This is a genomic window from Gluconobacter sp. P1C6_b (assembly GCF_018811945.1).
Classification (GTDB): Bacteria; Pseudomonadota; Alphaproteobacteria; order Acetobacterales; family Acetobacteraceae; genus Gluconobacter.
Window position 1 is genome coordinate 100,953 of sequence record NZ_JACRVU010000002.1, and the last position, 25,995, is coordinate 126,947.

20 protein-coding genes and 2 tRNA genes are annotated in these 25,995 nt (G+C 60.8%); 19 read left to right on the forward strand and 3 right to left on the reverse strand.

Annotated elements, in window-relative coordinates; all coding sequences use genetic code 11:
• Window positions 1–361 precede the first annotated feature (361 nt).
• Entirely contained in the window at window positions 362–814 is a 453-nt protein-coding gene (locus tag KP701_RS02260; RefSeq protein ID WP_215745540.1) for a hypothetical protein, read from the reverse strand.
• Between the two features lie 180 nt (window positions 815–994).
• On the opposite strand from KP701_RS02260, the gene KP701_RS02265 reads away from it, so the two are divergent.
• The 18 genes from KP701_RS02265 to recO all read left to right on the forward strand — a co-directional run bounded on the left by KP701_RS02265 (window position 995) and on the right by recO (window position 22,505).
• Window positions 995–2,491 (forward strand): NAD(P)H-hydrate dehydratase, encoded by a 1,497-nt coding sequence (locus KP701_RS02265; RefSeq protein WP_215745541.1) that lies wholly within the window; start codon window positions 995–997, stop codon window positions 2,489–2,491.
• Window positions 2,492–2,559: 68 nt separating this feature from the next.
• Window positions 2,560–2,644: transfer RNA gene (locus tag KP701_RS02270), tRNA-Leu, on the forward strand.
• A 60-nt stretch (window positions 2,645–2,704) separates the two neighbouring features.
• A complete protein-coding gene (tig, locus tag KP701_RS02275) occupies window positions 2,705–4,036 on the forward strand; it encodes a trigger factor (RefSeq protein WP_215745542.1) in 1,332 nt (443 codons plus the stop codon).
• A gap of 134 nt (window positions 4,037–4,170) precedes the next feature.
• Window positions 4,171–4,818 carry an ATP-dependent Clp protease proteolytic subunit gene (locus KP701_RS02280; protein WP_011251687.1) on the forward strand — a complete coding sequence of 216 codons (648 nt, stop codon included), beginning with the start codon at window positions 4,171–4,173 and terminating at the stop codon, window positions 4,816–4,818.
• 195 nt (window positions 4,819–5,013) lie between these two features.
• On the forward strand, window positions 5,014–6,279 hold the full coding sequence (clpX, locus tag KP701_RS02285) for an ATP-dependent Clp protease ATP-binding subunit ClpX (RefSeq protein ID WP_215745543.1): 1,266 nt from the start codon (window positions 5,014–5,016) through the stop codon (window positions 6,277–6,279).
• Window positions 6,280–6,431: 152 nt separating this feature from the next.
• Complete coding sequence (lon, locus tag KP701_RS02290; RefSeq protein ID WP_215745544.1) at window positions 6,432–8,996, forward strand: endopeptidase La; 2,565 nt, start codon at window positions 6,432–6,434, stop codon at window positions 8,994–8,996.
• 141 nt (window positions 8,997–9,137) lie between these two features.
• On the forward strand, window positions 9,138–9,422 hold the full coding sequence (locus tag KP701_RS02295) for an HU family DNA-binding protein (protein ID WP_011251684.1): 285 nt from the start codon (window positions 9,138–9,140) through the stop codon (window positions 9,420–9,422).
• A gap of 75 nt (window positions 9,423–9,497) precedes the next feature.
• Window positions 9,498–9,572: transfer RNA gene (locus KP701_RS02300), tRNA-Val, on the forward strand.
• A gap of 19 nt (window positions 9,573–9,591) precedes the next feature.
• Window positions 9,592–10,323, forward strand: coding sequence for a biotin--[acetyl-CoA-carboxylase] ligase (locus tag KP701_RS02305; protein ID WP_215745545.1), 732 nt, complete (start codon window positions 9,592–9,594; stop codon window positions 10,321–10,323).
• Between the two features lie 16 nt (window positions 10,324–10,339).
• Window positions 10,340–11,152, forward strand: a complete 813-nt coding sequence (locus KP701_RS02310) for a type III pantothenate kinase (protein WP_215745546.1) — start codon at window positions 10,340–10,342, stop codon at window positions 11,150–11,152.
• Between the two features lie 40 nt (window positions 11,153–11,192).
• Window positions 11,193–12,851 carry a ribonuclease J gene (locus tag KP701_RS02315; protein WP_215745547.1) on the forward strand — a complete coding sequence of 553 codons (1,659 nt, stop codon included), beginning with the start codon at window positions 11,193–11,195 and terminating at the stop codon, window positions 12,849–12,851.
• An 11-nt stretch (window positions 12,852–12,862) separates the two neighbouring features.
• On the forward strand, window positions 12,863–14,179 hold the full coding sequence (gene proS / locus KP701_RS02320) for a proline--tRNA ligase (RefSeq protein WP_215745548.1): 1,317 nt from the start codon (window positions 12,863–12,865) through the stop codon (window positions 14,177–14,179).
• Window positions 14,179–15,429 carry a lipoprotein-releasing ABC transporter permease subunit gene (locus KP701_RS02325; RefSeq protein WP_215745549.1) on the forward strand — a complete coding sequence of 417 codons (1,251 nt, stop codon included), beginning with the start codon at window positions 14,179–14,181 and terminating at the stop codon, window positions 15,427–15,429. Before proS ends, KP701_RS02325 begins: the two co-directional genes overlap by 1 nt.
• On the forward strand, window positions 15,422–16,117 hold the full coding sequence (locus KP701_RS02330) for an ABC transporter ATP-binding protein (RefSeq protein ID WP_215745550.1): 696 nt from the start codon (window positions 15,422–15,424) through the stop codon (window positions 16,115–16,117). Before KP701_RS02325 ends, KP701_RS02330 begins: the two co-directional genes overlap by 8 nt.
• A 68-nt stretch (window positions 16,118–16,185) precedes the next feature.
• Window positions 16,186–19,608, forward strand: a complete 3,423-nt coding sequence (dnaE, locus tag KP701_RS02335; protein ID WP_215745551.1) for a DNA polymerase III subunit alpha — start codon at window positions 16,186–16,188, stop codon at window positions 19,606–19,608.
• Window positions 19,609–19,800: 192 nt separating this feature from the next.
• Complete coding sequence (rpsB, locus tag KP701_RS02340) at window positions 19,801–20,598, forward strand: 30S ribosomal protein S2 (protein WP_011251676.1); 798 nt, start codon at window positions 19,801–19,803, stop codon at window positions 20,596–20,598.
• 101 nt (window positions 20,599–20,699) lie between these two features.
• Complete coding sequence (tsf, locus tag KP701_RS02345) at window positions 20,700–21,608, forward strand: translation elongation factor Ts (RefSeq protein WP_011251675.1); 909 nt, start codon at window positions 20,700–20,702, stop codon at window positions 21,606–21,608.
• 132 nt (window positions 21,609–21,740) lie between these two features.
• Window positions 21,741–22,505: a DNA repair protein RecO gene (gene recO, locus KP701_RS02350; protein ID WP_215745552.1), complete on the forward strand. Its 765-nt coding sequence runs from the start codon at window positions 21,741–21,743 to the stop codon at window positions 22,503–22,505.
• On the opposite strand, the gene KP701_RS02355 is transcribed toward recO, so the two are convergent.
• Window positions 22,499–22,975, reverse strand: a complete 477-nt coding sequence (locus KP701_RS02355; RefSeq protein ID WP_215745553.1) for a hypothetical protein — start codon at window positions 22,973–22,975, stop codon at window positions 22,499–22,501. The two genes, recO and KP701_RS02355, sit on opposite strands and share 7 nt — an antisense overlap.
• Between KP701_RS02355 and parC the strand changes: the two genes are divergently transcribed.
• A complete protein-coding gene (gene parC, locus KP701_RS02360; protein WP_215745554.1) occupies window positions 22,952–25,159 on the forward strand; it encodes a DNA topoisomerase IV subunit A in 2,208 nt (735 codons plus the stop codon). The genes KP701_RS02355 and parC overlap by 24 nt on opposite strands.
• 18 nt (window positions 25,160–25,177) lie before the next feature.
• On the opposite strand, the gene KP701_RS02365 is transcribed toward parC, so the two are convergent.
• Complete coding sequence (locus tag KP701_RS02365) at window positions 25,178–25,900, reverse strand: arginyltransferase (RefSeq protein WP_215745555.1); 723 nt, start codon at window positions 25,898–25,900, stop codon at window positions 25,178–25,180.
• Window positions 25,901–25,995: the final 95 nt, after the last annotated feature.

The following is a 25,995-nucleotide window of genomic DNA, read 5'->3' on the forward strand; positions in this document are numbered from 1 at the left end:
TTTCCGTCGCCGTCGCCGCAGTCTTCGTGCGGCGCGTACGGGGTGCCTTGGCAGCAGGAGTTTCCGTTACCGGAGACGTTTCGCCTTCATCGGCAACAGTCGGGGAAGTTGCGGCTGCGGCAGTACGCGAAGCAGAGGGGCGTCCGCGTCTGGGCGTTGCAGTCGTACGGGGCTTGGAAGGACCGGAGGTCGTTTTCGCGCTCAAATGACTCTCGAGACTCTCTTTGACGGCGCACACCCGAATGGATGAGGGCCGGAGTTGAGGGCGGGGCAATTGCCCGCAGCTATAACTGGTGCGTTATCGATAAATGGCAGGAATGGCAAGCGATACGGCCCTTCAGGCGCCGTATCGCGTACGATTTCAGATGCCGCGTGCCATTGCTGCGACAAGAATGGTCAGGACACCCAGTCCCGCCATCATCGCGGTGCGGCTGCGCAGGGTGTCGAACAGCCCGGGCTGGGGACGCATGGCGCGTCGGGCCCGGCGGAAGGGGCCCTGGACAGTCAGGATGAAAATAACCGCCATGGCGAGGCCCAGAAGCTGCATTGCATTGACCGGCCAGGGCACGGCTGCAAATCCGCCTTCATGGAAAATCAGGGCCCAGCCGCTCAGTAGCGAGAACGGGATGACCTGATAGAGGCCGCGGAAGAAACGCGTGTATCCCTGAAGCAGGACGGAGTTACGCGGTCCCGGATCCAGCAGTCCGACCGTGGAGCGGACGACGAGCGTCGAATAGATCGAGCCGCCGACCCAGTAGGTCATGCACAGCAGATGGATTGCGAGCACGAGGCTCCAGATGATCGACCCTGTCATTGATCCTCGTCATGGTTGAAAATGGAAAAAAGGGGGAAGAACATTCCCGAAGCATTTCCCTGAATACCCGACGCAAGCCCCTCAGCGCCAGAGGGAAGCGGAATTGAGGGACCCCGGAAGAGGCAACGCAATAGCCGGTCATGCTTTGCTGTCATGAGTCCAGCAGGAGAACGCCCCGAAATGCCCAGCCCTGAAATATCCAGCCCCGTGTCGCGCCATCCTTTCGCATTGCTGTTGCCCGAGGAGAGCGACCGCATGGATCGTGCGGCTGCTGCCATCCTTCCATCCACGCGTCTGATGGAAAATGCCGGATGGGCCGTGGCGCGCGTCATCCGTAACCGTTTTTCGCCGTGCCGTGTCACGGTTGCCTGTGGGCCGGGAAACAACGGCGGCGACGGCTATGTCGTGGCCTGCAATCTCGCGCGCTGGGGATGGTCGGTGCGCGTTGCCGCGCTCGCCGCTCCCAAACCCGGGACGCCCGCTGCTGAAATGGCGGCCTGCTGGACCGGTCCCATCGTGCCGTTCACGGCTGAGGAACTGGCCGGAGCCGATCTGGTTGTGGATGCCGTTTTCGGTTCGGGCCTGAAGCGTCCTGTTGCGGATGATGTGGCGGCTGTTCTTGCGGCCGCCCGGGAGGTCGTTGCCATCGACATGCCGAGCGGTGTGGCCGGAGCGTCGGGTGAAATCCTTGGCAAGGCCCGAGCCTGTGCGCTTACGGTCACCTTTGTTCGTCCGCGTCCCGGGCATGTCCTGCAACCCGGTTCTGATCTGTGTGGCGAAGTGATCTGCGCCGATATCGACATGCCTGACGGGGCATGGGACGGCATTACACCGGTTGTGCAGCATAACGAGCCTGGCCTGTGGAGCCTGCCGGTTTCGGGGGACGGGGACTATAAATATCGCCGTGGTGTCGTCAGTCTGTGCGCTGGGGCTGAAATGCCTGGTGCGACCCGGCTCTCGGCTCGCGGGGCACGCCGCAGCGGGGCCGGTCTTGTGCGGATCTCGGCGGGCGAGGGGGCTCCGGCCTACCGACTCGGTGATCCCGGTCTGATCGTGGACGATGCGCCGCTTTCCGAATTGCTGGACGATGCGCGTCGCAAGGTCTGGATCTGCGGTCCCGGCCTCACTGAAGACGAAGTTGCTGCGACCCTTCCGCAGCTTCTCAAGGCTGACCGCATTGTGCTGGCGGATGCTGGTGCACTGACATGGGGGGCGCAGGATCTGTCCCGTCTGAAAGGGGTCGCGGCTGTCACGCCCCATATCGGAGAGTTCCGCAAACTCTTCGGGCCGGTCGAGGGTAGTCGGCTCGATGCCGCGCGGGCTGCGGCAAAGCGTATTGAGGCCGTTGTCGTCATGAAGGGCCCCGATACCATCATTGCTGCCCCGGATGGTCGGGTCGCCATTAATACGCATGCGTCTTCCGCTCTGGCTACGGCGGGTTCGGGGGATACCCTCACGGGTGTGATCGCAGCCCTGCTTGCTGCTGGAATGGACGTCTGGGAAGGCTGCTGCGCAGGTGTCTGGCTGCATGGGGAAGCCGGAATCGAGGCCGGGAAAGCCCATGGCGGCTGGCCCCTGGCCGAGGATCTGGATCTGCCTCTGGGGCCGGCACGGGCGACCGCCACGCGTCTGGCGCGGGAGGCGAGAGACAAAAAGGCGACCGGCTCCCTGTTGTGAAGTCGCGTTTCATGCGCTAAAGGCCGCGCTTCCGAGGTTCGGTAACACGAGCCTGGAGGCCGAGCGCTGCGGGCGTGGTGAAATTGGTAGACACGCCAGATTTAGGTTCTGGTGGCGCAAGTCGTGGGGGTTCAAGTCCCTCCGCCCGCACCAAGCCCGGCTTCCCGAGAAAGAGATTTGACCAACCTACCGACCGAGAGGATCGCCTGGCTCATGCAGGTTACGCCCACGCTCAACGAAGGACTTAAGCGCGCCTTCACCGTCGTTGTCCCGTCTGCCGACCTGCAGGCCCGCCGCGATGCACGACTCGCCGAAGTCGCCAAGACGATCAAGCTTCCGGGCTTCCGTCCGGGCAAGGTGCCGGCCTCCCTCGTCAAGCAGCGCTATGGCGAGTCCGTGAATGCCGAACTTCTTGAGGAAGCCGTCAACGACGCGACCGCCAAGCTGTTCGAAGAGCAGAAGATCCGTCCGGCCATGCAGCCGAAGGTCGAGGTGGTTTCCGCGATCGAAGACGGCAAGGATCTTGAATTCAAGGTTGAGACCGAAGTTCTCCCGGAAATCGAGGTTCCCGATCTGTCCGGCCTGAAGCTGACGCGCCTTGGTGCCAAGGTCAGCGAAGAGACTGTCGACAAGGCCCTGAACGATGTGGCCCGTCGCAGCCGCAAGTTCGAGACGATCGAAGAAGACCGTCCGGCCGCCAAGGGGGATGTCCTGTGCGTCGATTTCGTGGGCAAGCTGGACGGCACGCCGTTCGACGGTGGCACGGCTGACGATGTGAACGTCGAGATCGGCGGCGAAGGCTTCATTCCCGGCTTCGCCGAGCAGATGGAAGGCATGAAGGCTGGCGAAGAGCGCGTCATCAACGTGACGTTCCCGGCCGACTACCAGGCTGAAGAGCTGGCCGGCAAGGCCGTGACCTTCGACGTCAAGGCGAAGTCCCTGAAGAAGGCCGTCGATCCGGCCATCGACGACGAGCTTGCCAAGACGATCGGTTTCGAGAACCTCGAGCAGATCCGCAAGATCATCACCGAGCAGGCTGAGGGCGAGTACCAGCAGCTTTCGCGTCTGCGCATCAAGCGCGACCTTCTGGACGCTCTGTCCGAGAAGACGGACTTCGAAGCTCCCTCCAGCATGGTTGACGCCGAGTTCAACCAGATCTGGGCCCGTGTCGAGGAAGACCGCAAGGCTGGTCGTCTTGACGAGGAAGATGCCGGCAAGGACGAAGAGACCCTCAAGGCTGACTACCGTCGCATTGCAGAGCGTCGCGTGAAGCTGGGTCTGCTGCTGGCTGAAATCGGCCGCAAGCAGGAAATCCAGGTTTCCCGCGAGGAACTCCTCGGTGCGATGCAGCAGGAAGCCCAGCGTTATCCGGGTCAGGAACAGATGGTCTTCGAGTTCTTCTCCAAGAACCCGCAGGCTGTCGAAGGGCTCCGTGGCCCGATCCTGGAAAACAAGGTCGTCGATTACCTGATCGAACTGGCCGACGTCACCGACAAGGAAGTGACGCCGGAAGAACTGGCCGAAATCCCGCCCGCCGAACTCTGATCTTTCGGCGCGGGAACCAGCGGGCACTCTTCGGGGTGCCCGTTTTTTCCTGCCTGCTCCCTTTGACGGAACGACATGTCGGGTCCATGTTAGGAAGCAGAAGAAAGCCCATCGGGCATTGAGGAACAGACAGCATGACCATTCGGGATCGTGATCCCCTCGAGGTGTTCAGCAACTCTCTGGTGCCGATGGTGGTCGAGCAGACTGCCCGCGGAGAGCGCTCTTTCGACATCTTTTCGCGTCTCCTTCAGGAGCGCATCATCTTCCTGACCGGACCCGTCTACGATCAGGTTTCGTCCCTGATCTGCGCGCAGCTCCTTTATCTGGAGAGCGTGAATCCCACCAAGGAAATCTCGTTCTACATCAATAGCCCGGGCGGCGTCGTATCCGCCGGTCTCGCGATCTATGACACCATGCAGTATATCCGCTGCCCCGTCAGCACCGTCTGCATCGGTCAGGCTGCGTCCATGGGATCCCTGCTTCTGGCAGGTGGCGAGAAGGGGCACCGTTACGCCCTTCCGAATGCCCGCGTGATGGTTCACCAGCCTTCCGGCGGTGCGCAGGGTCAGGCTTCGGACATTGAGATCCAGGCTCGTGAAATCCTTATCATCCGTCAGCGGCTGAACGAGATCTATCGCGAACATACCGGCCAGACTCTGGAGCAGATCGAGCAGAAGCTCGAGCGTGACAGCTACCTCTCGGCCAATGAGGCCCGCGAATTCGGCCTGATCGACAAGGTCGTCGAACGCAATCCGCATGAGACCACGCCCGACCCGAGTTGAGACATTTCCGGACCTGAGGAGCCTGATGCTCCTTCCGGAACAGAAAAGCGGCATTCCGATATGCCGCTTTTCGTGTCTTGGGGCATTTGGGCTCCGGGGTTGCCGAAGGCTCTGACCTCGGCCTAAAGTTAAAGTTCTTTCGCATGTCTGCTGCGTGAATGTGGTCAGGTCGTGCGCAAGGGAAAGGGAACAGCAATGAGCAACAAATCCGGCGATTCCAAGAACACCCTGTATTGCTCGTTCTGTGGGAAATCCCAGCACGAAGTCCGCAAACTGATTGCTGGTCCCACGGTCTTCATCTGTGATGAATGCGTCGAGCTCTGCATGGATATCATCCGTGAAGAGCACAAGACCCATCTCGTGAAGTCCCGCGACGGTGTTCCGACCCCCAAGGAAATCTGCAAGGTTCTTGACGATTACGTGATCGGTCAGTTCGAGGCCAAGCGTGCGCTCTCCGTGGCGGTTCACAACCACTACAAGCGTCTCGCCCATGCCGCAAAGAGCAGCGACATCGAGATTGCGAAGTCCAACATCCTGCTGATCGGTCCGACGGGTTCGGGCAAGACACTCCTTGCCCAGACGCTGGCCCGTATTCTGGACGTGCCCTTCACGATGGCTGATGCCACGACCCTGACCGAAGCCGGTTATGTTGGCGAGGATGTGGAGAACATCATCCTCAAGCTGCTCCAGTCCGCCGACTACAATGTCGACCGGGCCCAGCGCGGCATCGTCTATATCGACGAGATCGACAAGATTTCCCGCAAGTCCGACAATCCCTCCATCACGCGGGATGTCTCGGGCGAGGGCGTGCAGCAGGCCCTGCTGAAGCTCATGGAAGGCACCGTGGCCTCCGTGCCGCCGCAGGGTGGCCGCAAGCATCCGCAGCAGGAATTCCTGCAGGTCGACACGACCAACATGCTCTTCATCTGCGGTGGCGCCTTTGCCGGTCTGGACAAGATCATTTCGGCGCGTGGCAAGGGATCGGGCATCGGCTTCGGCGCGGATGTCCGTTCCGATGATGAGCGTCGCCTCGGCGCGATCCTTCAGAGCGTGGAGCCGGAAGATCTGCTGAAGTTCGGTCTTATCCCCGAATTCATCGGTCGTCTGCCGGTCATCGCGGCGCTTAACGATCTGGATGAGTCAGCCCTGATCCAGATCCTCAGCAAGCCCAAGAACGCGCTGATCAAGCAGTATGGCCGCCTTTTCGAAATGGAAGGCGTCAAGCTGACCTTCACGGAAGACGCCCTGGCTGCCATTGCCAAGCGTGCGATCGAACGAAAGACCGGCGCGCGTGGTCTGCGGTCGATCCTGGAAAACATCCTGCTTGGCACGATGTTCGACCTTCCTGGTCTTGAAGGCGTCGAAGAGGTCGTCATCAATCGGGAAGTGGCGGAAAGCAAGGCCCAGCCAGTCTATGTCTACGGGAAGGGCAAGTCCGAACCCGCCGAGCAGTCTGCGTAAAAATGGTTCCGGCTCTTGTGCTGGCCCCATCGGCTTTCGACATAACTGACTGAGGTTGTCCGAATTCATGCCGCTCACGCATGAAAGAAATGCGATACCGGCGCTGGATGGCAGGCCGGTGTCGCAAGATCGTCCCTCTGGAGATCAAGTGAATGACTGACGATACCAAGCCGAAAACCCGCCGCCGCACAAAGAAGACAGACGATGTGGCCGTTTCCGAAAAAGCTGCTGCGGCTCCGAAGAAGGTAACGCGCAAGCCACGTGCTGCAGCGCGCAAGGCGGAGCCCGAAGCTGCGGCCCCTGTTGTGCAGCCGCCCGTACGTCATGACGTGATGGCGGTTTTGCCGCTTCGGAACATTGTCGTGTTCCCCCACATGATCGTGCCGCTGTTTGTCGGGCGCGAGAAGTCGGTGAAGGCACTGGAAACCGTAACACGCGAGAGCAAGCAGATTCTGCTTGTGGCGCAGAAGGATGTCTCGCTGGACGATCCGTCCGTCGATGATATCTATCGCTACGGTACGGTTTCGACGATCCTTCAGCTTCTGAAGCTGCCTGACGGGACCGTAAAGGTTCTGGTCGAAGGGACGCGGCGTGTGCACATCACGCGTCTGTTCGATGTAGACGGGCATTTCGAGGCTGAAATCGAGGAAATCCCCGAGGAGCCTGTTGATGCCGCTCCGGGAAGTGAAATCGAGGCCCTGAGCCGTTCAACGGTTTCGCAGTTTGAGCAGTATATCAAGCTTAACAAGAAGATCCCGCCTGAAGTCATGGTCTCGATCAACCAGATCGAGGGTATTTCCAAGCTGGCCGATACGATTGCGAGCCATCTGAATCTCAAGATTTCCGAAAAGCAGGAAATTCTGGAGACGGCTTCGGCTGCGCGTCGTCTGGAACAGGTTTTCGCGCATATCGAGACGGAAATCGGCGTCCTCCAGGTCGAAAAGCGCATCCGCAACCGCGTCAAGCGGCAGATGGAGAAGACCCAGCGCGAGTATTATCTGAACGAGCAGCTCAAGGCGATCCAGAAGGAGCTCGGCGAAGGCGAAGACGGCAAGGACGAGAACTCCGAGCTTGAAGAGAAGATCAACAAGACCCGTCTGAGCCGTGAGGCCAAGGAAAAGGCCCATGCCGAGCTGAAGAAGCTGCGTGGCATGAGCCCGATGTCGGCCGAGAGCACGGTTGTGCGCAACTATCTCGACTGGCTGCTGGGGATTCCCTGGAAGAAGCGCTCCAAGATCACGCGGGAGTTCCAGCACGCCGAGGATGTTCTCGAAGCAGAGCATTACGGTCTGGAGAAGGTCAAGGAGCGGATCCTCGAGTATCTGGCTGTGCAGACGCGCTCGCAGAAGCTCAAGGGACCGATCCTGTGCCTCGTAGGGCCGCCGGGTGTGGGCAAGACCTCTCTGGCGCGTTCGATCGCCAAGGCGACGGGGCGGAACTACATCCGCATGTCGCTGGGTGGCGTGCGCGATGAATCCGAGATCCGCGGCCATCGCCGGACCTATATCGGCTCCATGCCGGGCAAGATCATCCAGGGCATGAAGAAAGCGCGGACATCCAACCCGCTGTTCCTGCTCGACGAGATCGACAAGCTGGGTGCCGACTGGCGCGGCGATCCGTCGTCTGCGCTTCTCGAAGTGCTGGACCCGGAGCAGAACTCCACGTTTGCCGATCATTATCTGGAAGTGGATTACGATCTTTCGGATGTAATGTTCGTCACGACGGCGAACAGTCTGAACATGCCCCAGCCGCTGCTGGACCGTATGGAGATCATCAACCTGTCCGGCTATACGGAAGACGAGAAGGTGCAGATCGCGCGCCGTCATCTTCTGGGCAAGCAGGCCGAGGCTCATAACCTGAAGCCGGATGAGTGGACGGTCACGGATGATACGATCCGCGAACTGATCCGTTCCTATACTCGCGAGGCCGGCGTCCGGAACCTTGAGCGTGAACTGGCCAAGCTCGCGCGCAAGACGGTCAAGGAAATCATCACGACCGGCGTCAAGCATGTCGAGATCACGCCCGAAAACCTCGAGAAGTATGCGGGTGTCCGTCGCTACCGTCATGGCGAGACCGAGACGGAGGATATGGTCGGCGTGGTGACAGGACTTGCCTGGACTTCGGTCGGCGGCGAGATCCTGACGATCGAGAGCGTGATGGTTCCGGGCAAGGGGCAGGTCAAGCAGACCGGCAAACTCGGCGAAGTCATGCAGGAGAGCATCTCGGCCGCGTTGTCTTATGTCCGCTCGCGGGCGCAGGACTTCGGGATTCGGCCGCCGCTGTTCGAGAAGCGGGATATCCATATCCATCTTCCCGAAGGTGCGACGCCCAAGGATGGTCCGTCCGCCGGTATCGCGCTTGCCACGTCTCTGGTGAGCATCATGACCCAGATCCCCATCCGCAAGGATGTGGCCATGACGGGTGAGATCACCCTGCGTGGCCGCGTTCTGGAGATCGGGGGGCTCAAGGAGAAGCTGCTGGCGGCTCTGCGGGCTGGCATCAAGACGGTCCTGATCCCCAAGGACAACGAGAAGGATCTCGCGGAGGTGCCGGACAATGTCCGTCACGCGCTCAAGATCATTCCCGTCAGTCATGTGGATGAGGTGCTCAAGATCGCTCTGACTCGTATGCCGGAAGCCATCGAATGGGATGAAAATGTCGACCCGATGGGTGAAATAACGGTGGATAAGACGGCTCCGCAGGCACTTCCACACTGACACTGACACGCTTCTGCGATTCTAGCAGTTGACGCGGGCAAAATCCGCTTCATAGTGCGGCCGCAGATCGAACAAGGCGCCTGAGCCAGAAGGGACTCACCAGAGCCCGGCTCAGGCGCTCTAACACCAGAAAGGCACATCATGGAGAAGCCCCTCAACAAGCAGGAACTGATCGCCGCCGTTGCAGACGCTGCCGATCTTCCGAAGGCCAAGGCCAGCGAAGTTGTCGATGCGGTGTTCAGCACGATCGAGGCGACGCTTGCCAAGAAGCAGGAAGTCCGTCTCGTCGGTTTCGGCAGCTTCGTGACTGCCACGCGCAAGGCCGCCAAGGGCCGTAACCCGCGCACGGGCGAAGAGATCGACATTCCGGCATCCACCTCTGTCCGTTTCAAGCCGGGCAAGGGTCTGAAGGACGCCGTGAGCTGAGAAAGCTCACAAAACGGTTTCGGGTGGCTTTACCGCCATCCGGAACCGTGTATATAGACCGCACACACAGTCTGAGGGCGATTAGCTCAGCGGTAGAGCGTCTCGTTTACACCGAGAGGGTCGGCGGTTCAATCCCGTCATCGCCCACCATAAAGAACATCATGCAGCCATGAGCTGGCGTTTCGAATATCATGAAACGCTCGGGTCCACTTCCGATCTGTGCAAAGCCAGAGCCGAAGCCGGTGAACCCGAACATCTTGCCGTTCAGGCTTTTTCCCAGACATCAGGGCGCGGCACGCGCGGACGGACATGGACTGACCCGGGTGGCAATCTTGCCATTTCGCTGCTGTTTCGTCCGGCTGATCCCGCGGCTTTCATCGCGGCCCTTCCGTTTGTTGTCGCCGTAGCCCTTTTCGAGACGGCAACGCATTTCTGTCCGGCTGTGACGGGGCCGTCCCGTTTCATGCTCAAATGGCCTAACGATCTTCTGATGCACGGTCGAAAGATGGCGGGCGTGCTGATCGAGACGGGTGGTCCACAGGGCAGTCCCTGGGTCGTTGTGGGAATCGGGGCCAATCTGCGGCAGGCGCCCGAGATTCCTGGTCGTCGTCTGGCGGCGCTCGCCGAAGCGACTGATCCGCCGTCTGCTGAAGCTTTCGGAAAGGTCCTGGTGGCACAGATCGAACGCTGGACCACCATCCGGGATCGGGAGGGGTTCACGCCGGTTCGGGCCGCGTGGCTGGCGCGGGCGCATCCGGTTGGCACCCCGCTTGCGGTTCAGCGTTGTGAAACCTATATTACAGGTTCGTTTTCAGGGCTCGATGCGCAGGGACGCCTGCTGCTTGCCTTGCCCCACGGTGAAACCATTCCGGTTGTAACCGGCGATATCCTGCTGGACTGAAGGACCGGACCGCAACGTGCTTCTCGTCATTGATGCTGGAAACACCAACATCGTGTTTGCTGTACACGATGGAGAGTCGTGGCTGGGGCAATGGCGTATTTCGACGAATGAAGCACGGACGGCGGATGAATATGCAGCCTGGCTTCTGACACTCTTCGATCGGGTGAGTGTGAATGCCAGGGCCATCACGCGGGCCATTATCGGGACGGTTGTGCCCGTAGCGCTTTATGAACTGCGCCGTTTCTGCCGTGAATGGCTGGATGTCGTGCCTCTGGTCGCCAATGCAAGGCTGGACTGGGGTATCGACGTTCTTGTCGACAATCCGCATGAACTTGGCGCGGACCGTCGCCTGAACGGTCTGGCGGGACGTGAGCTTTTTGGCGCACCGCTGATCGTGGTCGATTTCGGGACCGCGACGACCTTTGATGTCGTGAACAGTGCGGGAGAGTTCTGTGGTGGCGCGATTGCTCCGGGTGTGAACCTGTCGATCGATGCGCTGCACCGGGCAGCAGCGCGTCTGCCGCGCATGAGCATCGGCCGCCCTACGGCGGCGATTGGCCGCAATACGAGCGTGGCGATGCGTTCGGGCCTGTTCTGGGGTTATGTCGGTCTTGTTGAGGGACTGATCCACCGAATTTCCGATGAAATGGACGCAAAGCCGACTGTGATCGCAACAGGCGGTCTGGCTCCGCTGTTCTCTGAGGGAACGCCGCTTTTTGATGTGCTGGCGCCCGATCTGACGCTGGATGGCCTGCGCCTTCTGGCGGACCGCAATACGGGTCCGCCGCTTTCCTATTCCCCCGAACGCTCTCAGGGCATCGGGCAATGAATATCACTCTGATTATGCATCATATCTGCAAGGAACAATCATGACAGAAAAACAGGACGGTCTGTCCTTCCTGCCCTTGGGCGGGACGGGCGAGATCGGCATGAATTTCAACCTCTACTGCCTGACGAAGAACGGTCACGACACCTGGCTTGCCATCGACTGCGGCATCGGCTTCTCGGGTAACGATACGCCTGAAGCCGAAGTGCTCATGCCGGATCCGACCTTCATCGCCGATCGTGCGCGGGATCTGTGCGGTCTGGTGATTACGCATGCGCATGAAGATCATCTGGGAGCGGTAGCGCATCTGTGGCCGTATCTGCGCTGCCCGGTCTACGCCACGCCGTTTGCCGCCGCCGTGCTGCGCCGCAAGCTGCAGGAAGCGCATCTGAACAATCAGGTGAAGATCCATGTCATCCGTCCGGGCTCGCGCTTTGACGTGGGGCCGTTCGATCTGCAGTTCGTATCCGTGACGCATTCCGTCGCCGAGGCGCAGGCCGTGGCTCTGCGGACGCCGCATGGTCTGATCGTCCATACCGGTGACTGGAAGCTCGACGAGAACCCGCTGGTCGGTCCGGTGACGGATCTGGAGACGTTCGGCAAGCTCGGTGACGAAGGCGTGCTCGCCATGGTTGGCGACAGCACGAACGTGCTCAAGCCGGGAAAATCCGAGTCCGAAGCCGATGTGCGCAAGGGCCTGACGGAGCTGATCGCGGGGCTGGAAGGCCGGATTGCCGTGACGTGTTTTGCCAGCAACGTGGCGCGTGTCGAGAGTATTGCGAAGGCCGCACAGGCTTCCGGTCGTGTGGTCATGATTGTCGGCCGTTCGCTGCGCAATCTTGAGACGGCGGCGCGTGAGTGCGGCTACTTCCAGGATCTGCCGCCGTTCCTGACCGAGCAGGACGCCAGAGATGTGGATGACGACAATCTGCTGATGATCATCACCGGCAGCCAGGGTGAACCGCGCTCGGCCCTGTCGCGCATTGCGTCCGATACGCATCCGAACATCGCCCTGGGTGAAGGCGATACGGTGATCTACAGCTCGCGGATGATCCCGGGCAACGAACAGGCCGTCATGGCCGTGCAGGACAACCTGTCGCGTCGTGGTGTAACGGTTCTGACGGACAAGGACGCGAAGGTCCACACCTCCGGTCATGCGACCAGTGAAGACATTCGCACGCTGTACCGGATCGTCCGTCCGAAATACAGCATCCCGACCCATGGTGAATGGCGTCATCTGACGGCGCATGCCGCGCTGGCTCATGAGATGGGTTCGGAACCGATCCTGCTGGAAGATGGCGATATCCTGAACCTGTCTCCGGGTGAGGTGAAGGTCGTGGATACGGCGCCGACGGGCCGTCTGGCACTGGATGGCGGTCGTCTGCTGCCGATGACGGGAGGCGTTCTCGCGGCGCGTCGCAAGATGCTGTTCAACGGTATCGTGCTGGCGAGCTTTGCCGTTGATGACGAAGGCTATGTCATCGGCGATCCGAAGATCAGTGCGCCGGGTCTGCTGGAATCTGATGATCCGGAAAGCGTGCGGATTCAGGAAGAATTCGCCGATGCCATCGACCAGATCCCCGACGAGCTGCGTCAGGATGATGCGGCCTTCCGGGATGCGGCCAAGACGGCCCTGCGCCGTGCTCTGGGGCGCAAGCTCCAGAAGCGTCCGCTTGTTGATGTCCATCTGCTACGCGTCTGAGAGAAATACACATGCGTTTGACGAAAGCCTTCCAGCCGACGCTGAAGGAAGTTCCGGCCGAGGCGCAGATTGCGTCTCACCGTCTGATGCTGCGGGCTGGCCTTGTGCGCCAGACCGCTTCGGGCATCTATGCCTGGCTGCCGGCCGGGCTGCGGGTTCTGCGCAATATCGAGCAGATCATCCGTGAAGAGCAGGATGCCATCGGGGCGCAGGAAGTCCTGATGCCGACGCTGCAGTCGGCCGAACTGTGGCGCCGGTCGGGCCGCTATGACGCCTATGGTCCGGAAATGCTCCGGATCCAGGACCGTCATGGCCGTGACCTGCTCTACGGGCCGACGAACGAGGAAATGATTACGGACATCTTCGGATCGTCCGTGAAGTCCTACAAGGAACTTCCCAAGGCGCTCTATCACATCCAGTGGAAATTCCGTGACGAGGTTCGTCCGCGTTTCGGCGTGATGCGCGGACGTGAGTTCCTGATGAAGGACGCTTACTCCTTCGACGCGTCTTACGAAGGAGCCGTTGCCAGCTATCGCCGGATGATGCTGTCCTATCTGCGCATTTTCCAGCGTCTGGGTGTGCGGGCTGTGCCGATGGTGGCTGATACCGGTCCGATCGGCGGGGACCTGAGCCATGAGTTCCTAGTGCTGGCCCCGACGGGGGAGAGCGCCGTGTTCTTCGATGCAGCGCTTGAAGAGCAGGACTGGCTGAGCCGTCCGGTGGACTGTGACGATGTTGAGAGTCTGGCCACGTTCTTCTCGACTGTGACCGATCACTATGCGGCAACGGATGAGAAGCACGACGAGGCCGAGTGGGCCAAGGTTCCGGCCGAGCGCAAGCGGGAAGGCCGTGGCATCGAGGTTGGCCATATCTTCTATTTCGGGACAAAGTACACGGCGTCCATGGGGATCGAAGTGAGCGGTCCGGACGGTGCGCCGTTCCATCCGCACATGGGGTCTTATGGTGTGGGCGTGTCGCGTCTGGTCGGTGCGATCATCGAAGCGTCGCATGACGATGCGGGCATCATCTGGCCAGCTTCCGTGGCGCCTTATCGCGCTGCGATCCTGAACCTGCGTCAGGGTGATGAGGCATGCGATGCGATCTGTGACCGCATCTACGGCACCGATCCCGAGAACCTGCTGTATGACGACCGCTCCGAGCGGGCCGGCGTGAAGTTCAACGACGCGGATCTGATGGGCCATCCCTGGCAGATCATCGTCGGACCGCGCGGCGCCAAGGAAGGCAAGGTCGAGCTCAAGCAGCGCGCCACGGGCGAGCGGTTCGAGCTGTCGGTCGAGGACGCTCTGGCGAAAATCGGAGCAGCCTGATGTTCGGCCGCTTTGAGCGCATGGTGGCGGGGCGGTATCTCCGCGCCCGCCGTGGCGAACGTTTCGCCTCGATCATTGCGATCTTTTCCCTGATCGGGATTGCGCTTGGAGTGGCGACGCTCATCATCGTCATGTCGGTGATGAACGGGTTCAAGGCCGATCTGATGGGACGGATCCTGGGGCTGCACGGCGATCTGACCGTGTATGGCTACGGGCGTCCCATCGAGGCTTACGAAAACGATGTTGCGGCAATCCGGCAGGTTCCGGGTGTAAAATCCGTCATCCCCATGGCGCAGGGCACTGTGCTTGTAGAGGCAGGACGCTTCTCTTCGGGGGCGGAAATGCAGGGCGTGTCCCAGCAGTCGCTGCGGGATTGGACAGCGCTGAGCAGCGGGATCGTCGCGGGAAGTCTGAATGACTTTACCGGCGATAATGCCGTTGCGATCGGCACGACGATGGCAGACCGGGCCGGCCTGACGATCGGCTCTCCGATCACGCTTCTCTCTCCGGACGGGCAGGCGACGCCGTTCGGGACGATGCCGCGGGTCAAGACTTATCATGTTGCGGTCATTTTCGACGCCAACTGGAACGACTACAATTCCAGTATTGTCCTGATGCCGCTGCCTGCGGCGCAGAAGTTCCTGATGCTGGGTCCGTCTGCTGTTTCACTCATTCAGGTTTCGACAGCTGATCCGTCAAATGTGCAGCCGACGCGTAAGGCGATTGCGGCACGTCTGGAAGATCCGCGCCTGCGCGTGCTGGACTGGACTCAGAGCGCGAACGGTTTTCTGGATGCGGTGACGGTCGAGCAGAACGTGATGTTCCTGATCCTGACGCTGATCATTCTTGTGGCGGCGTTCAACGTCATTTCGTCGCTCATCATGATGGTCAAGGACAAGACGCGCGACATCGCCGTGCTGCGAACGCTTGGTGCGAGCCGCGGCGCAATCATGCGGATTTTCCTCATGTGCGGCGCGTCTGTCGGGATTGTCGGAACGGTGGCGGGTTCAGCGCTGGGGATCGCCTTTGCGCTGAATATCGAACGGATCCGGCAGTGGCTCCAGTCGCTCACGGGAACGAACCTCTTCAATCCGGAAGTCTATTTTCTGGAGCGCCTGCCAGCGAAGCTCGTGTGGTCGCAGGTGTGGGAAGTGATCGGGATGTCACTGGTCCTGTCGCTGCTGGCGACGCTGTATCCGTCCTGGCGGGCGGCGAGAACCGATCCGATCGAGGCGCTGCGTCATGAATGAAGTTTCAACGGGCGCGAGCGCCCTGCGTCTTGAAGGTCTGACACGCCGTTTCCGGTCGGGTGAAGAAACGCTTGAAATCCTGAGCGGTGCGGAATTTGAGCTCCGGTCCGGAGAGATCGTTGCGCTGGTGGCGCCGAGTGGAACCGGGAAGTCCACGCTTCTGCATCTGGCGGGTCTACTGGAAGCGCCATCGGCAGGTACGGTCTTCGTGGCGGACCGTCCGGCCAGTGGACTGAGTGATACGGTCCGAACAGCGATCCGGCGCGATCAGATCGGCTTCGTGTACCAGTTCCATCATCTGCTCGGTGAATTCACGGCCTGCGAGAACGTCATGCTGCCCCAGCTGATCGCAGGTATGGCGCCGCGCAGGGCGCGGGAGCGTGCACGGGATCTGCTGGGCCGCTTCGGGCTGTCACACCGTCTTGATTCGTTGCCGGGGCGGCTGTCGGGTGGCGAGCAGCAGCGGACAGCGATTGCACGTGCGCTGGCCAATCAGCCAAAGCTGCTTCTGGCGGATGAGCCAACAGGTAATCTGGATATCGGCACGGCTGATCACGTGTTTGGTGAGCTTTTGCGTGTGGTGCGGGAAGAGGGCGCGGCGGCCCTGATTGCCACGCATAATGACGAACTGGCTTCCCGTATGGACCGGACCGTGACGCTGCGGGATGGAAGGCTCGTGCCGTTCTGAAGCATGATGTGGAGCAGGGGATATCAAAATCTCCTGTATCCGCTGCCTGTCCCTGATAGAATGACGGCATGTCTCATGCCGATTTTGTTCATCTCAGAAATCATTCCGCGTACTCCCTGAGCCAGGGCGCTATCCGGATTCCAGAGCTTATGAGTCTGGCGGCCAAGAATGGCATGCCGGCCGTCGCTCTGACGGATAGCGGCAATCTGTTCGGTGCGCTTGAGTTCTCGCTGTACTGTCGCAGCAATGGTGTCCAGCCGATTGTCGGTTGCCAGATTTCACTTCCCCCCCGCAGCACAAAACCCGGAGCGATGTCCGAGCCGCTGGTAGTTCTGGCACGGAATGAGGAAGGGCTGGCAAATCTCCAGATCCTGTCATCTGAAGGCTTTCTGAATGGAGATCCAGCCGATCCTTCGGTTGCGATCGACTTTCTGTGTCAGCATGCGGCAGGGCTGTTTCTGCTGACAGGTGGTAATCGCGGGCCGATCAACAAGCTGATCCTTGAAGAACAGAAATCTGAGGCGCAGGCGCTTCTGAGCCGTCTGGAAGAGGCTTTTCGGGGGAATATCGCAGTCGAGCTGAACCGGCTTGGAGAGGCGGGTGAGCAGGAAGTCGAAAGTGTCCTGATCCCGATGGCGGACCAGATGGACATTCCGCTGGTGGCAACCAATGAATGCTTCTTTCCGAAGCCGGAAATGCATGAAGCCCATGATGCGCTGCTGTGCATTGCGCAGGGTCGAACCATTGCGGAAGAAGATCGGTGGCATGTGTCTTCGCAGGCCTGGTTCAAGACGCCTGCGGAGATGCGGGCTGTCTTTCATGATCTTCCGGAAGCCTGTGACAATACGCTGATCATTGCCCAGAAATGTGCGGTGGCGGCCTGCACGCGCAAGCCGCTTCTACCGATCTGCCCCAAGGTTCGCGAAGGCTCGACGGAAGAGGAAACGCTGCGGGCAATGGCTTGGGAAGGGCTGGAAAAGCGCCTTGAAGCGATTAATGCGGATGAGGAGAAGCGCAAGCTTTACTCCGAACGCCTTCAGGTTGAGCTCGATATCATCGCGCGGATGGGCTTCCCGGGCTACTTCCTGATCGTTGCCGACTTTATTCAGTGGGCCAAGGCGCATGATATCCCGGTCGGGCCCGGTCGTGGGTCGGGCGCAGGGTCGCTGGTGGCGTATGCGCTGACGATTACGGATATCGATCCCATTCCATTCGGACTGCTGTTCGAACGCTTTCTAAATCCCGAGCGTGTCTCCATGCCGGATTTCGATATCGATTTCTGTCAGGACCGCCGCGATGAGGTCATCCGATATGTGCGCGAGGAATATGGCGGCAGCCGTGTGGCGCAGATCATCACCTTCGGAAAGCTTCAGGCCAAGGCGGCCGTGCGGGACGTCGGCCGTGTTCTGGGGCTGCCTTATGGCATGGTCAATCGCGTTGCGGAGCTAATCCCGAACAATCCCGCCAAGCCCGTTTCACTGTCGGATGCGATTGAGGGCGAGCCCCGACTTCAGGAAATGCGTGACAGCGATGAGTCTCTCAAGAGGCTCATGGAAATCGCGTTACAGCTTGAAGGGCTGTATCGCCATGCCTCCACCCACGCTGCGGGTGTGGTGATTGGTGATCGCGAACTGGTGGAGTTGGTGCCGCTTTATCGCGATCCGAAGAGCGACATGCTCGTGACGCAGTACAATATGAAATATGTCGAGCAGGCCGGTCTGGTGAAGTTCGACTTCCTTGGCCTGACAACGCTCACCATTCTCAAGCGCGGTCTGGATTTCCTTAAAGAACAGGGAATTACGGTCGATCTCTCACGTATTCCTCTGGATGACGCGAAGACGTTTGAAATGCTGGCCAGGGGCGATACGGCTGGTGTGTTCCAGTTCGAAGGCGCAGGCATGCGGGACATGCTCAAGCAGATGGCGGCCAGTCGGCTGGAGGATCTGATTGCGGGCGTGTCGCTGTATCGTCCGGGGCCGATGGCAAACATCCCGGATTACTGCCGACGCAAGCATGGCGAACCGTGGGAGCCGCCGCACGAGGAAATCCGCGATATTCTTGAAGAGACCTATGGGATCATGGTCTATCAGGAGCAGGTCATGCAGATCGCCCAGAAGATGGCGGGCTACAGTCTGGGTGGCGCGGATCTGCTGCGGCGTGCGATGGGCAAGAAGATCGCCGCGGAAATGGAGAAGCAGCGTGCGATCTTCACCGAGGGTGCGACGGCGCGTGGCATTCCTCAGGAAAAAGCGGTTGAAGTCTTTGATCTTATGGCCCGTTTTGCGGATTACGGCTTTAACAAGTCGCATGCCGCAGCCTATGCACTGGTGTCCTATCAGACGGCCTGGATGAAGGCGAACCATCCGGTTGCGTTCCTTGCCGGTTGTATGTCTCTGGCACGGGAAAAGACGGACAAGCTGGCAGCTTTGTGTCAGGAAGCACGCCGCATGAAAATTCCTGTATTACCCGTTGATATTAATAAATCTTTTGCAGATTTTTCCATTGAAATTCTGGAAGACGGGCGTCAGGGGATCCGTTACGCGCTGTCGGCCATCAAGCGTGTGGGAGCAGCCGCGATGCAGAGTGTCGTAGCGTCCCGTGGCGACAGGCCGTTTCAGGACCTCACGGATTTTGCGGAGCGCTGCGATCCAAAGAGCCTGAACAAAATCCAGCTGGAAAGTCTTGCAAAAGCAGGGGCTTTCGACAGTCTTCTCAAAGATCGGCATATCGTTTTTTCGAATGCCGATATCCTGTTGCGTCGGGCTCAGGCGCGGGCGCAGGAGCAGCAGATGGGTCAGGCCGGACTTTTCGGGGGCGTGGGTCAGGAACGTGAGATCCTGCGCCTGAACGAAGGTCGGCCCTGGCCCGACTTTGAACGTCTCTCTCTGGAAGCTTCGGCTATCGGGTTTCACATGAGCGCCCATCCTCTGGATGCGTATCGCAGTGTCCTGAGACGGTTGGGTGTAACGCCATCCAATGCTCTGGAAAATGCTGCAAAAACAGGAACAACGCGCGTCAAGATCGCAGGCTGTGTCGTGGATCGCAAGGAGCGGCCGACACGCACCGGTAAGAAAATGGCCTGGGTCAATCTGTCGGATAGCGGTGGCGGGTGTGAGGTCACGCTGTTTTCCGAGACGCTGACGTCCTGCCGGGATCTGCTGGTGGCGGGACAGGCCATTCTGGTGACGGCGGAGCTCAAGGTGGATGGCGATGCGCTGCGGATTACGGCGCAGAATGTCATGGATCTGGAGGTCGCCGCTGCTGCCGAACGTTCGGAAATCCGCGTCTGGCTGAAGGAGGATGCGTCCCTGCCGGATCTGGCCTCTCTGCTGGAAGAGGTTCAGGGGGGCTTCGGGCGTGTGAAACTGCTGCCTTCTGTCGAGGAGACGCAGGATGTCGAAATCTCCATTCCGGGACATTACCGGGTGACGCCACGTCTTGCGGAGCGGCTGCGGACATTGCGGGGGGTTGAGAAGGCCTTACAGGTCTGATCGGGGCAGTATTGTGTGAAACTCTGCTGACAGGTCTTGCGTCAGCGGGGATTTTCCGCCATATCGCGACCGTTCTTCTTCGGGGATTTCCCCGGATGAGAACAATCCGCACGCATGGCTCTAGGGTTTTCTGGTGTCCCTTCCGGGACGTTGCCATGCGGAGGTTCAACCAGACGCAAGGAATTCTGAATCATGGCAATGCCTGATTTCACCATGCGCCAGCTCCTTGAAGCCGGCGTTCATTTCGGTCACCACACCCGTCGCTGGAACCCGGCCATGGCGCCGTACCTGTTCGGTGTGCGTAACCAGGTTCACATAATCGACCTGCAGCAGACGGTTCCGATGCTGGACCGCGCCCTGAAGGTTGTCCGTGACACGGTTGCCAATGGTGGCCGCGTTCTGTTCGTCGGCACCAAGCGCGCCGCGGCTGACCACGTTGCTGAAGCTGCCCAGCGTTGCGGCCAGTACTACGTCAACCACCGCTGGCTCGGCGGCATGCTGACCAACTGGAAGACCATCACGGGTTCCATCAAGCGTCTGCGCCAGATCGACGAGATGCTGTCCGGTGACACGGCCGGTCTGACGAAGAAGGAAGTTCTCGACATCACGCGTGATCGCGAGAAGCTCGAGCGTTCCCTCGGCGGCATCAAGGAAATGGGTGGCCTGCCCGACCTGCTGTTCGTGATCGACACGAACAAGGAAAAGCTGGCGATCGAAGAAGCCACGAAGCTTGGCATTCCGGTCATCGGCGTCCTCGACAGCAACTCCAACCCTGCTGGCGTGACCTATCCGATCCCGGGCAACGATGATGCCATCCGCGCCATCACCCTGTATTGCGATCTGGTTTCCGGTGCAGTGCTTGACGGCATTTCCGCCGAGCTGGCTGCTTCGGGCCAGGACATTGGTGCGGCTGAAGAACTGCCGGCTGAGACGGCTGTTCTGGAAGCTGCCGCTGCTGAAGGCGCAGAAGCTCCCGCTTCCGCCGGCTGAACAGACTGCCGGGGTCCGGTCATGGAAAACGGCAACTGAAACATGGCATGCGGCCGGGCGAGTTCGTCCGGCCGCATGATCTTTTTTGAGGGATGAGATAAATGGCAGAAATCACAGCAGCCCTGGTCCGCGAACTGCGCGAAGCCACTGGCGCCGGCATGATGGATTGCAAGAAGGCCCTGACGGAAGCTGCCGGCGACATGGAAGCCGCCATCGACTGGCTGCGTACGAAGGGTCTGTCCCAGGCTGCGAAGAAGTCCGGCCGTACGACGGCTGAAGGTCTGGTCGGTGTTGCGTCCGCCAAGAACCGCGCTGCGATGGTCGAAGTGAACGCCGAGACGGACTTCGTGGGCCGTAACGAGGCATTCCAGGCGTTCGTCGAGCAGGTCGCTCACGTGGCTCTGGAAGTCGGCGACGATCTGGACGCCATCAAGGCTGGCAAGGTTCCGTCGGGCCGTACGGTCGCTGACGAACTGACGCATCTGATCGCCACGATCGGCGAGAACATGGCCATTCGTCGCGCCAAGGTCCTGTCGGTCGAGTCCGGCGTTGTCGCTAGCTATGTTCACAGCGCACTGCGTCCGGGCATTGGCAAGATTGGCGTTCTGGCCGCTCTGGAAGCTCCGTCCGAGTCCGACGCCCTGCTGACGCTGGGTCGTCAGATTGGCATGCATGTTGCGGCAACCCGTCCGGCTGCCCTGGATGTTGCCAGCGTTGATCCGGAAGCTCTGGAGCGCGAGCGCGCCGTTCTGATCGAGCAGGCCCGTGAGTCCGGCAAGCCGGAAGCCATCATCGAGAAGATGGTCGAAGGCCGTATCCGCAAGTTCTACGAAGAAGTCGTTCTTCTGGAGCAGGTCTGGGTTCTGGATGGCGAAAGCCGCGTGGCCAAGGTTGTCGAGAAGGCTGGCGCGAAGCTGGTCGGTTTCGAGCGCTTCCAGCTCGGTGAAGGCATCGAGAAGGAAGAGAGCGACTTCGCTGCTGAAGTCGCTGCTGCTGCCGGCACCAAGTAAGGTTTTCCGTTCCTGTCCTGATCCGGGTCTCCCCGGTTCAGGTCGGGCTCGAAAGTCTGTAGAAAGGCCCCTGTGTGCTCCGGCGCGCGGGGGCTTTTTGCGTTTTGGCGTACGGATCGGGGAGGATGGACAATGGAATGGGAAGCGGCGGCGCTGGTTCTGTCAGTCCGGCCTTACGGTGAAGGAAGTGCGCTTGTCCATCTGTTCAGCGAGGAGCACGGGGTCTCGCATGGCATGGCGCGCGGGGGCGCTTCCCGGCGTCAGGCCTCCCTGTGGCAAACCGGTAATCTGGTCATGGCGCGCTGGCGGGCACGGCTGGCGGATCAGCTCGGGACTTTGACGGCCGAGCCGGTTCAGTGTGTGGCGGGGCGCATTCTGGATGCGCCGTTGCAGCTTGAGATGGTGAGCAGTGCCTGCGCGCTGGTCGATGGGGCGCTCCCACAGGGCGAGCCGCATCCAGAGCTTTTCATGCGGCTGGTCCGTCTTCTGACGCTGATCAGCGTGGCGCCCGAGCCTGCGCCGATGGGGGCCTATCTGCGCTGGGAAGCCCAGCTTCTGGCTGGGCTCGGTTATGGGCTGGATCTGTCGGAATGTGCGGTGACGGGCGCGCGGGAAGATCTGATCTACGTGTCGCCGCGGTCGGGACGGGCGGTAAGCCGGGAAGGGGCTGGTGAATGGCGGGACAGGCTCCTTCCGCTCGCCGCCCTGATGAGAGACGAGACACAGGATGGAACGCCTGAAGACTGGAGGGATGGTCTGGCGCTGACGGGACATTTCCTGTCGCGCTGGGTCTTTGGCGTGCGGCACCAGCCGCTGCCGGCGGCGCGGGAACGGCTGGTGGAGTATGTGCAGCGGCTTCAGCCCGCACCGGACGTTGCGGTGGAGCCCGATCAGTAAAAAACGTGGCTGGGACCGGGGCGCAGGCCGTTGACGACGTCCACATCGGCCGTGCTTTCCCACACGGACCAGTCCCAGCCGGGATGCTGGTTGATCTCGGCCGTCATGCGCTGTTCCTGTGAGGCATTGACGGAATGGTTGGCCCTGTAGGCAGCATAGGCCGTCTTGTCCCCCATATAGACGCAGCCGCAGGCAATGGGGTCGGCATAGAGCAGGACCGGCTGCCCGTTCTGCATGCGGTAGGTCAGGGTGTTGGGGGGCAGGAGGTTCATCATTGCCCAGCGTGCGGTCGTATCGGCAGGATGTGCCCTGAAGCCAGCCAGTGCGAAGGACACTTCCGCCTTCTGGACAGGGCGATAGGGTGAGCAGGCGGTCGCGCCGATGAGGAGAGCGCTGGACAGAAAGGTACGCCAGTGTCTAAGTCCTGCACGAAAGAGGGGAGATGCATGGGAACGGATCTGGCTGGTCATATCGAGGATACCAAGCTCGCTGAGGCTCTGAGCGAGCGATATATTGCGTATGCGATGTCGACAATCATGTCGCGGTCCCTTCCGGACGTGCGTGATGGCCTGAAGCCGGTACACCGCCGCCTCCTTTATGCGATGCAGCAGCTTCGCCTTGATCCCACATCAGGGTTTAAAAAGTGTGCACGTGTCGTCGGTGATGTGATCGGTAAGTTCCATCCGCATGGCGATGCCTCCGTGTACGAGGCGCTGGTACGTCTGGCGCAGGATTTTGCCGTCCGTTATCCGCTGGTCGAGGGGCAGGGCAATTTCGGCTCCATCGACGGTGATGGCGCGGCCGCCATGCGGTATACCGAAAGCCGCCTGACGGAAGTGGCGCAGGCGCTGCTGGACGGAATTCAGGACGACGCCGTCGATTTCCGCGCGACCTACGACAATGAAGATCACGAGCCCATCGTGCTGCCCGGCACGTTCCCGAATCTGCTGGCGAACGGCGCGGCAGGTATTGCCGTGGGCATGGCGACGAGCATCCCGCCGCATAATGCTGCTGAAATCTGCCGGGCCGCGAAGCTTCTGATCGAAAAGCCGGATGTGACGATCGCCGAACTGGTGGATCTGATGCCCGGGCCGGATTTCCCGACGGGCGGCATTCTGGTGGAAGAGCGCGACTCCATCATCCGCTCCTACGAAACCGGCCGTGGCAGTTTCCGGACGAGGGCGCGTTGGGAAGTCGAGCAGGGGCGGTTTGGGACCTGGGTAATCATCGTCACCGAGATCCCGTATCAGGTGCAGAAGTCACGTCTGATCGAGCAGATTGCGGACCTGATGGAACAGCGCAAGCTGCCGCTTCTGGGCGATGTGCGCGACGAGAGTACGACCGATATCCGCCTTGTGCTGGAGCCCAAGACCAAGGGCGTCGAGCCCGAAGTCCTGATGGAGACACTGTTCCGCAATACGGCGCTTGAGAACCGTTTCAGCCTGAACATGAATGTTCTGGGCGGAGACCGCGTTCCGGGTGTGCTGTCGCTGAAGCAGGTTCTGCGGGCCTGGCTGGATCACGTGCATGAAGTGCTGGTGCGGCGCTCAAACCACCGTCTTGCAGCGGTCCTGCGGCGGCTTGAGATCCTTGAAGGCTTCCTTGCGGTCTATCTGAACCTCGATGAAGTAATCCGGATCATCCGTGAGGAAGACGAGCCCAAGGTCAGCCTGATGGCAACGTTCAGCCTGACGGATGTTCAGGCCGAAGCCGTGCTGAACATGCGGCTGCGCTCGCTGCGGCGGCTTGAGGAAATGGAAATCCGGCGTGAGCGGGACAAGCTTGCGGATGAGCAGAAAGCCCTTGAGACGCTGCTCGGTTCGGAGCGGCGCCGCTGGACCCGGATTGGCAAGGATCTGGATGGCACGATCAAGAAATTCGGTTCAGGTCCGCTGGGAGACCGACGCACGCTGATCGCTGCCGCGCCTGAGCCCGTCGATATTTCTGCGGCGCTGGAAATCGATCGGGAGCCGCTGACGGTACTGCTGTCCCGCGAAGGATGGATCCGGGCCATGAAAGGTCATGGGCTCGATCCGCAGGGACATCGCTTCAAGGAAGGCGACGAGGGCTGGCTTTCCGTGGAGTGTCAGAGCACGGACCGTCTGTGCCTGATTTCCAGCAGCGGCAAGGCTTATACGATCAAGGCGGCTGATCTGCCGCGTGGACGTGGGTTTGGTCAGCCGTTCCGGACTGTGGTGGATGTGCCCCAGGAAGACCGTGTGGTGACGCTGTTCCCGGTTTCGGATGAGGGGCGGCGCCTGATCGCTTCGGCAGCCGGGCGTGGCATGATCGTGTCGGAAGCAGGGCTTGTGGCCGAGAAGCGGACGGGAAAGCAGGTCTTCAACGTCAAGGACGGTGACGAGGTCTTTGCCTGCATTCCTGTTGGGGGCACCCATGTTCTGACGCTGGGGCAGAACAAGCGGGCGCTGATCTTCCCGCTGGAGCAGGTGCCGGAAATGACGCGTGGCGGCGGTGTGGCGTTCCAGAAGCTGGGTGACAGTACGCTGCGGGATATCCGCACGCTCACCCTGTCCGAAGGGCTGTTGTGGCAGGAAGGACAGCGTGTCCGCGCGACGGCGGATCTGGTCCCGCTTGAGGGGCGCCGCGGTGCCGTGGGGCGTGCGGCGCCGCAGTGGATGCTTCGCAAGAACTGAAGCGGCATTATCCCCCATTCAGGCGGGGGATAATGCCGCCAGCAGGCTCCAGTGGCCGTCGCGGAAGACTTCGGCGGGACCGAAGGCGGCCTTGTAGGCCATCTTCGGGCTGCCCGGGACGTAATAGCCCAGATAGAGATGTTCCAGTCCCATCCGGGCGGTCTCTTCAATCAGCCACAGGATCGAGAACGTCCCCCATGAGGCCGTCAGGTCGTTGACGTCATAGAACGTGTAGACGGCCGACAGGCCATCCGACAGGCGGTCGATCAGGCTGACGCATACGAGCGTGCCATCGGGGTGGCGGAATTCGGCCAGAAAGGTCTCGACCGGCGTGTTGGCGATCAGCTCCGCGTAATCGCGCCAGCACATGTGGGCCATGTCGCCATCGGGATGGCGGACGGCCTGATACATCTCGAACAGGCGGAACTGCTCGTCGGTGGGGATCGGCGGTACGATGTTCACCACGAGGTCGGCGTGGCGGCTGCGGATTTTCTTCTGGGTGCGGGTGGGGGCGAAGGTCGCGGCCGGAATGCGCATGGGTGTGCAGGCGCGGCAGCCGACGCAGACGGGGGCGTAGGCAATCGCATGGCTGCGACGGAAGCCCGCCTGGGACAGGCGGTTGTGCAGGGCTACGGCATCAGGGCCCGCGAGTTCGGTCAGGACCTTGCGTTCGGTCCGGTCGGGCAGGTAGGGGCACGGGGCCGGAGCCGTTGTGTAGAAGAGCTGTGGGCGATGCTGCATGGAACGCTCTCCTTTTTCGAAAGACGGGCCGGAAGATGATCCTATCGCAAGGACGGGGGCTGGCGCATCCTTCATCTTTGCGAAAGGATGACGGA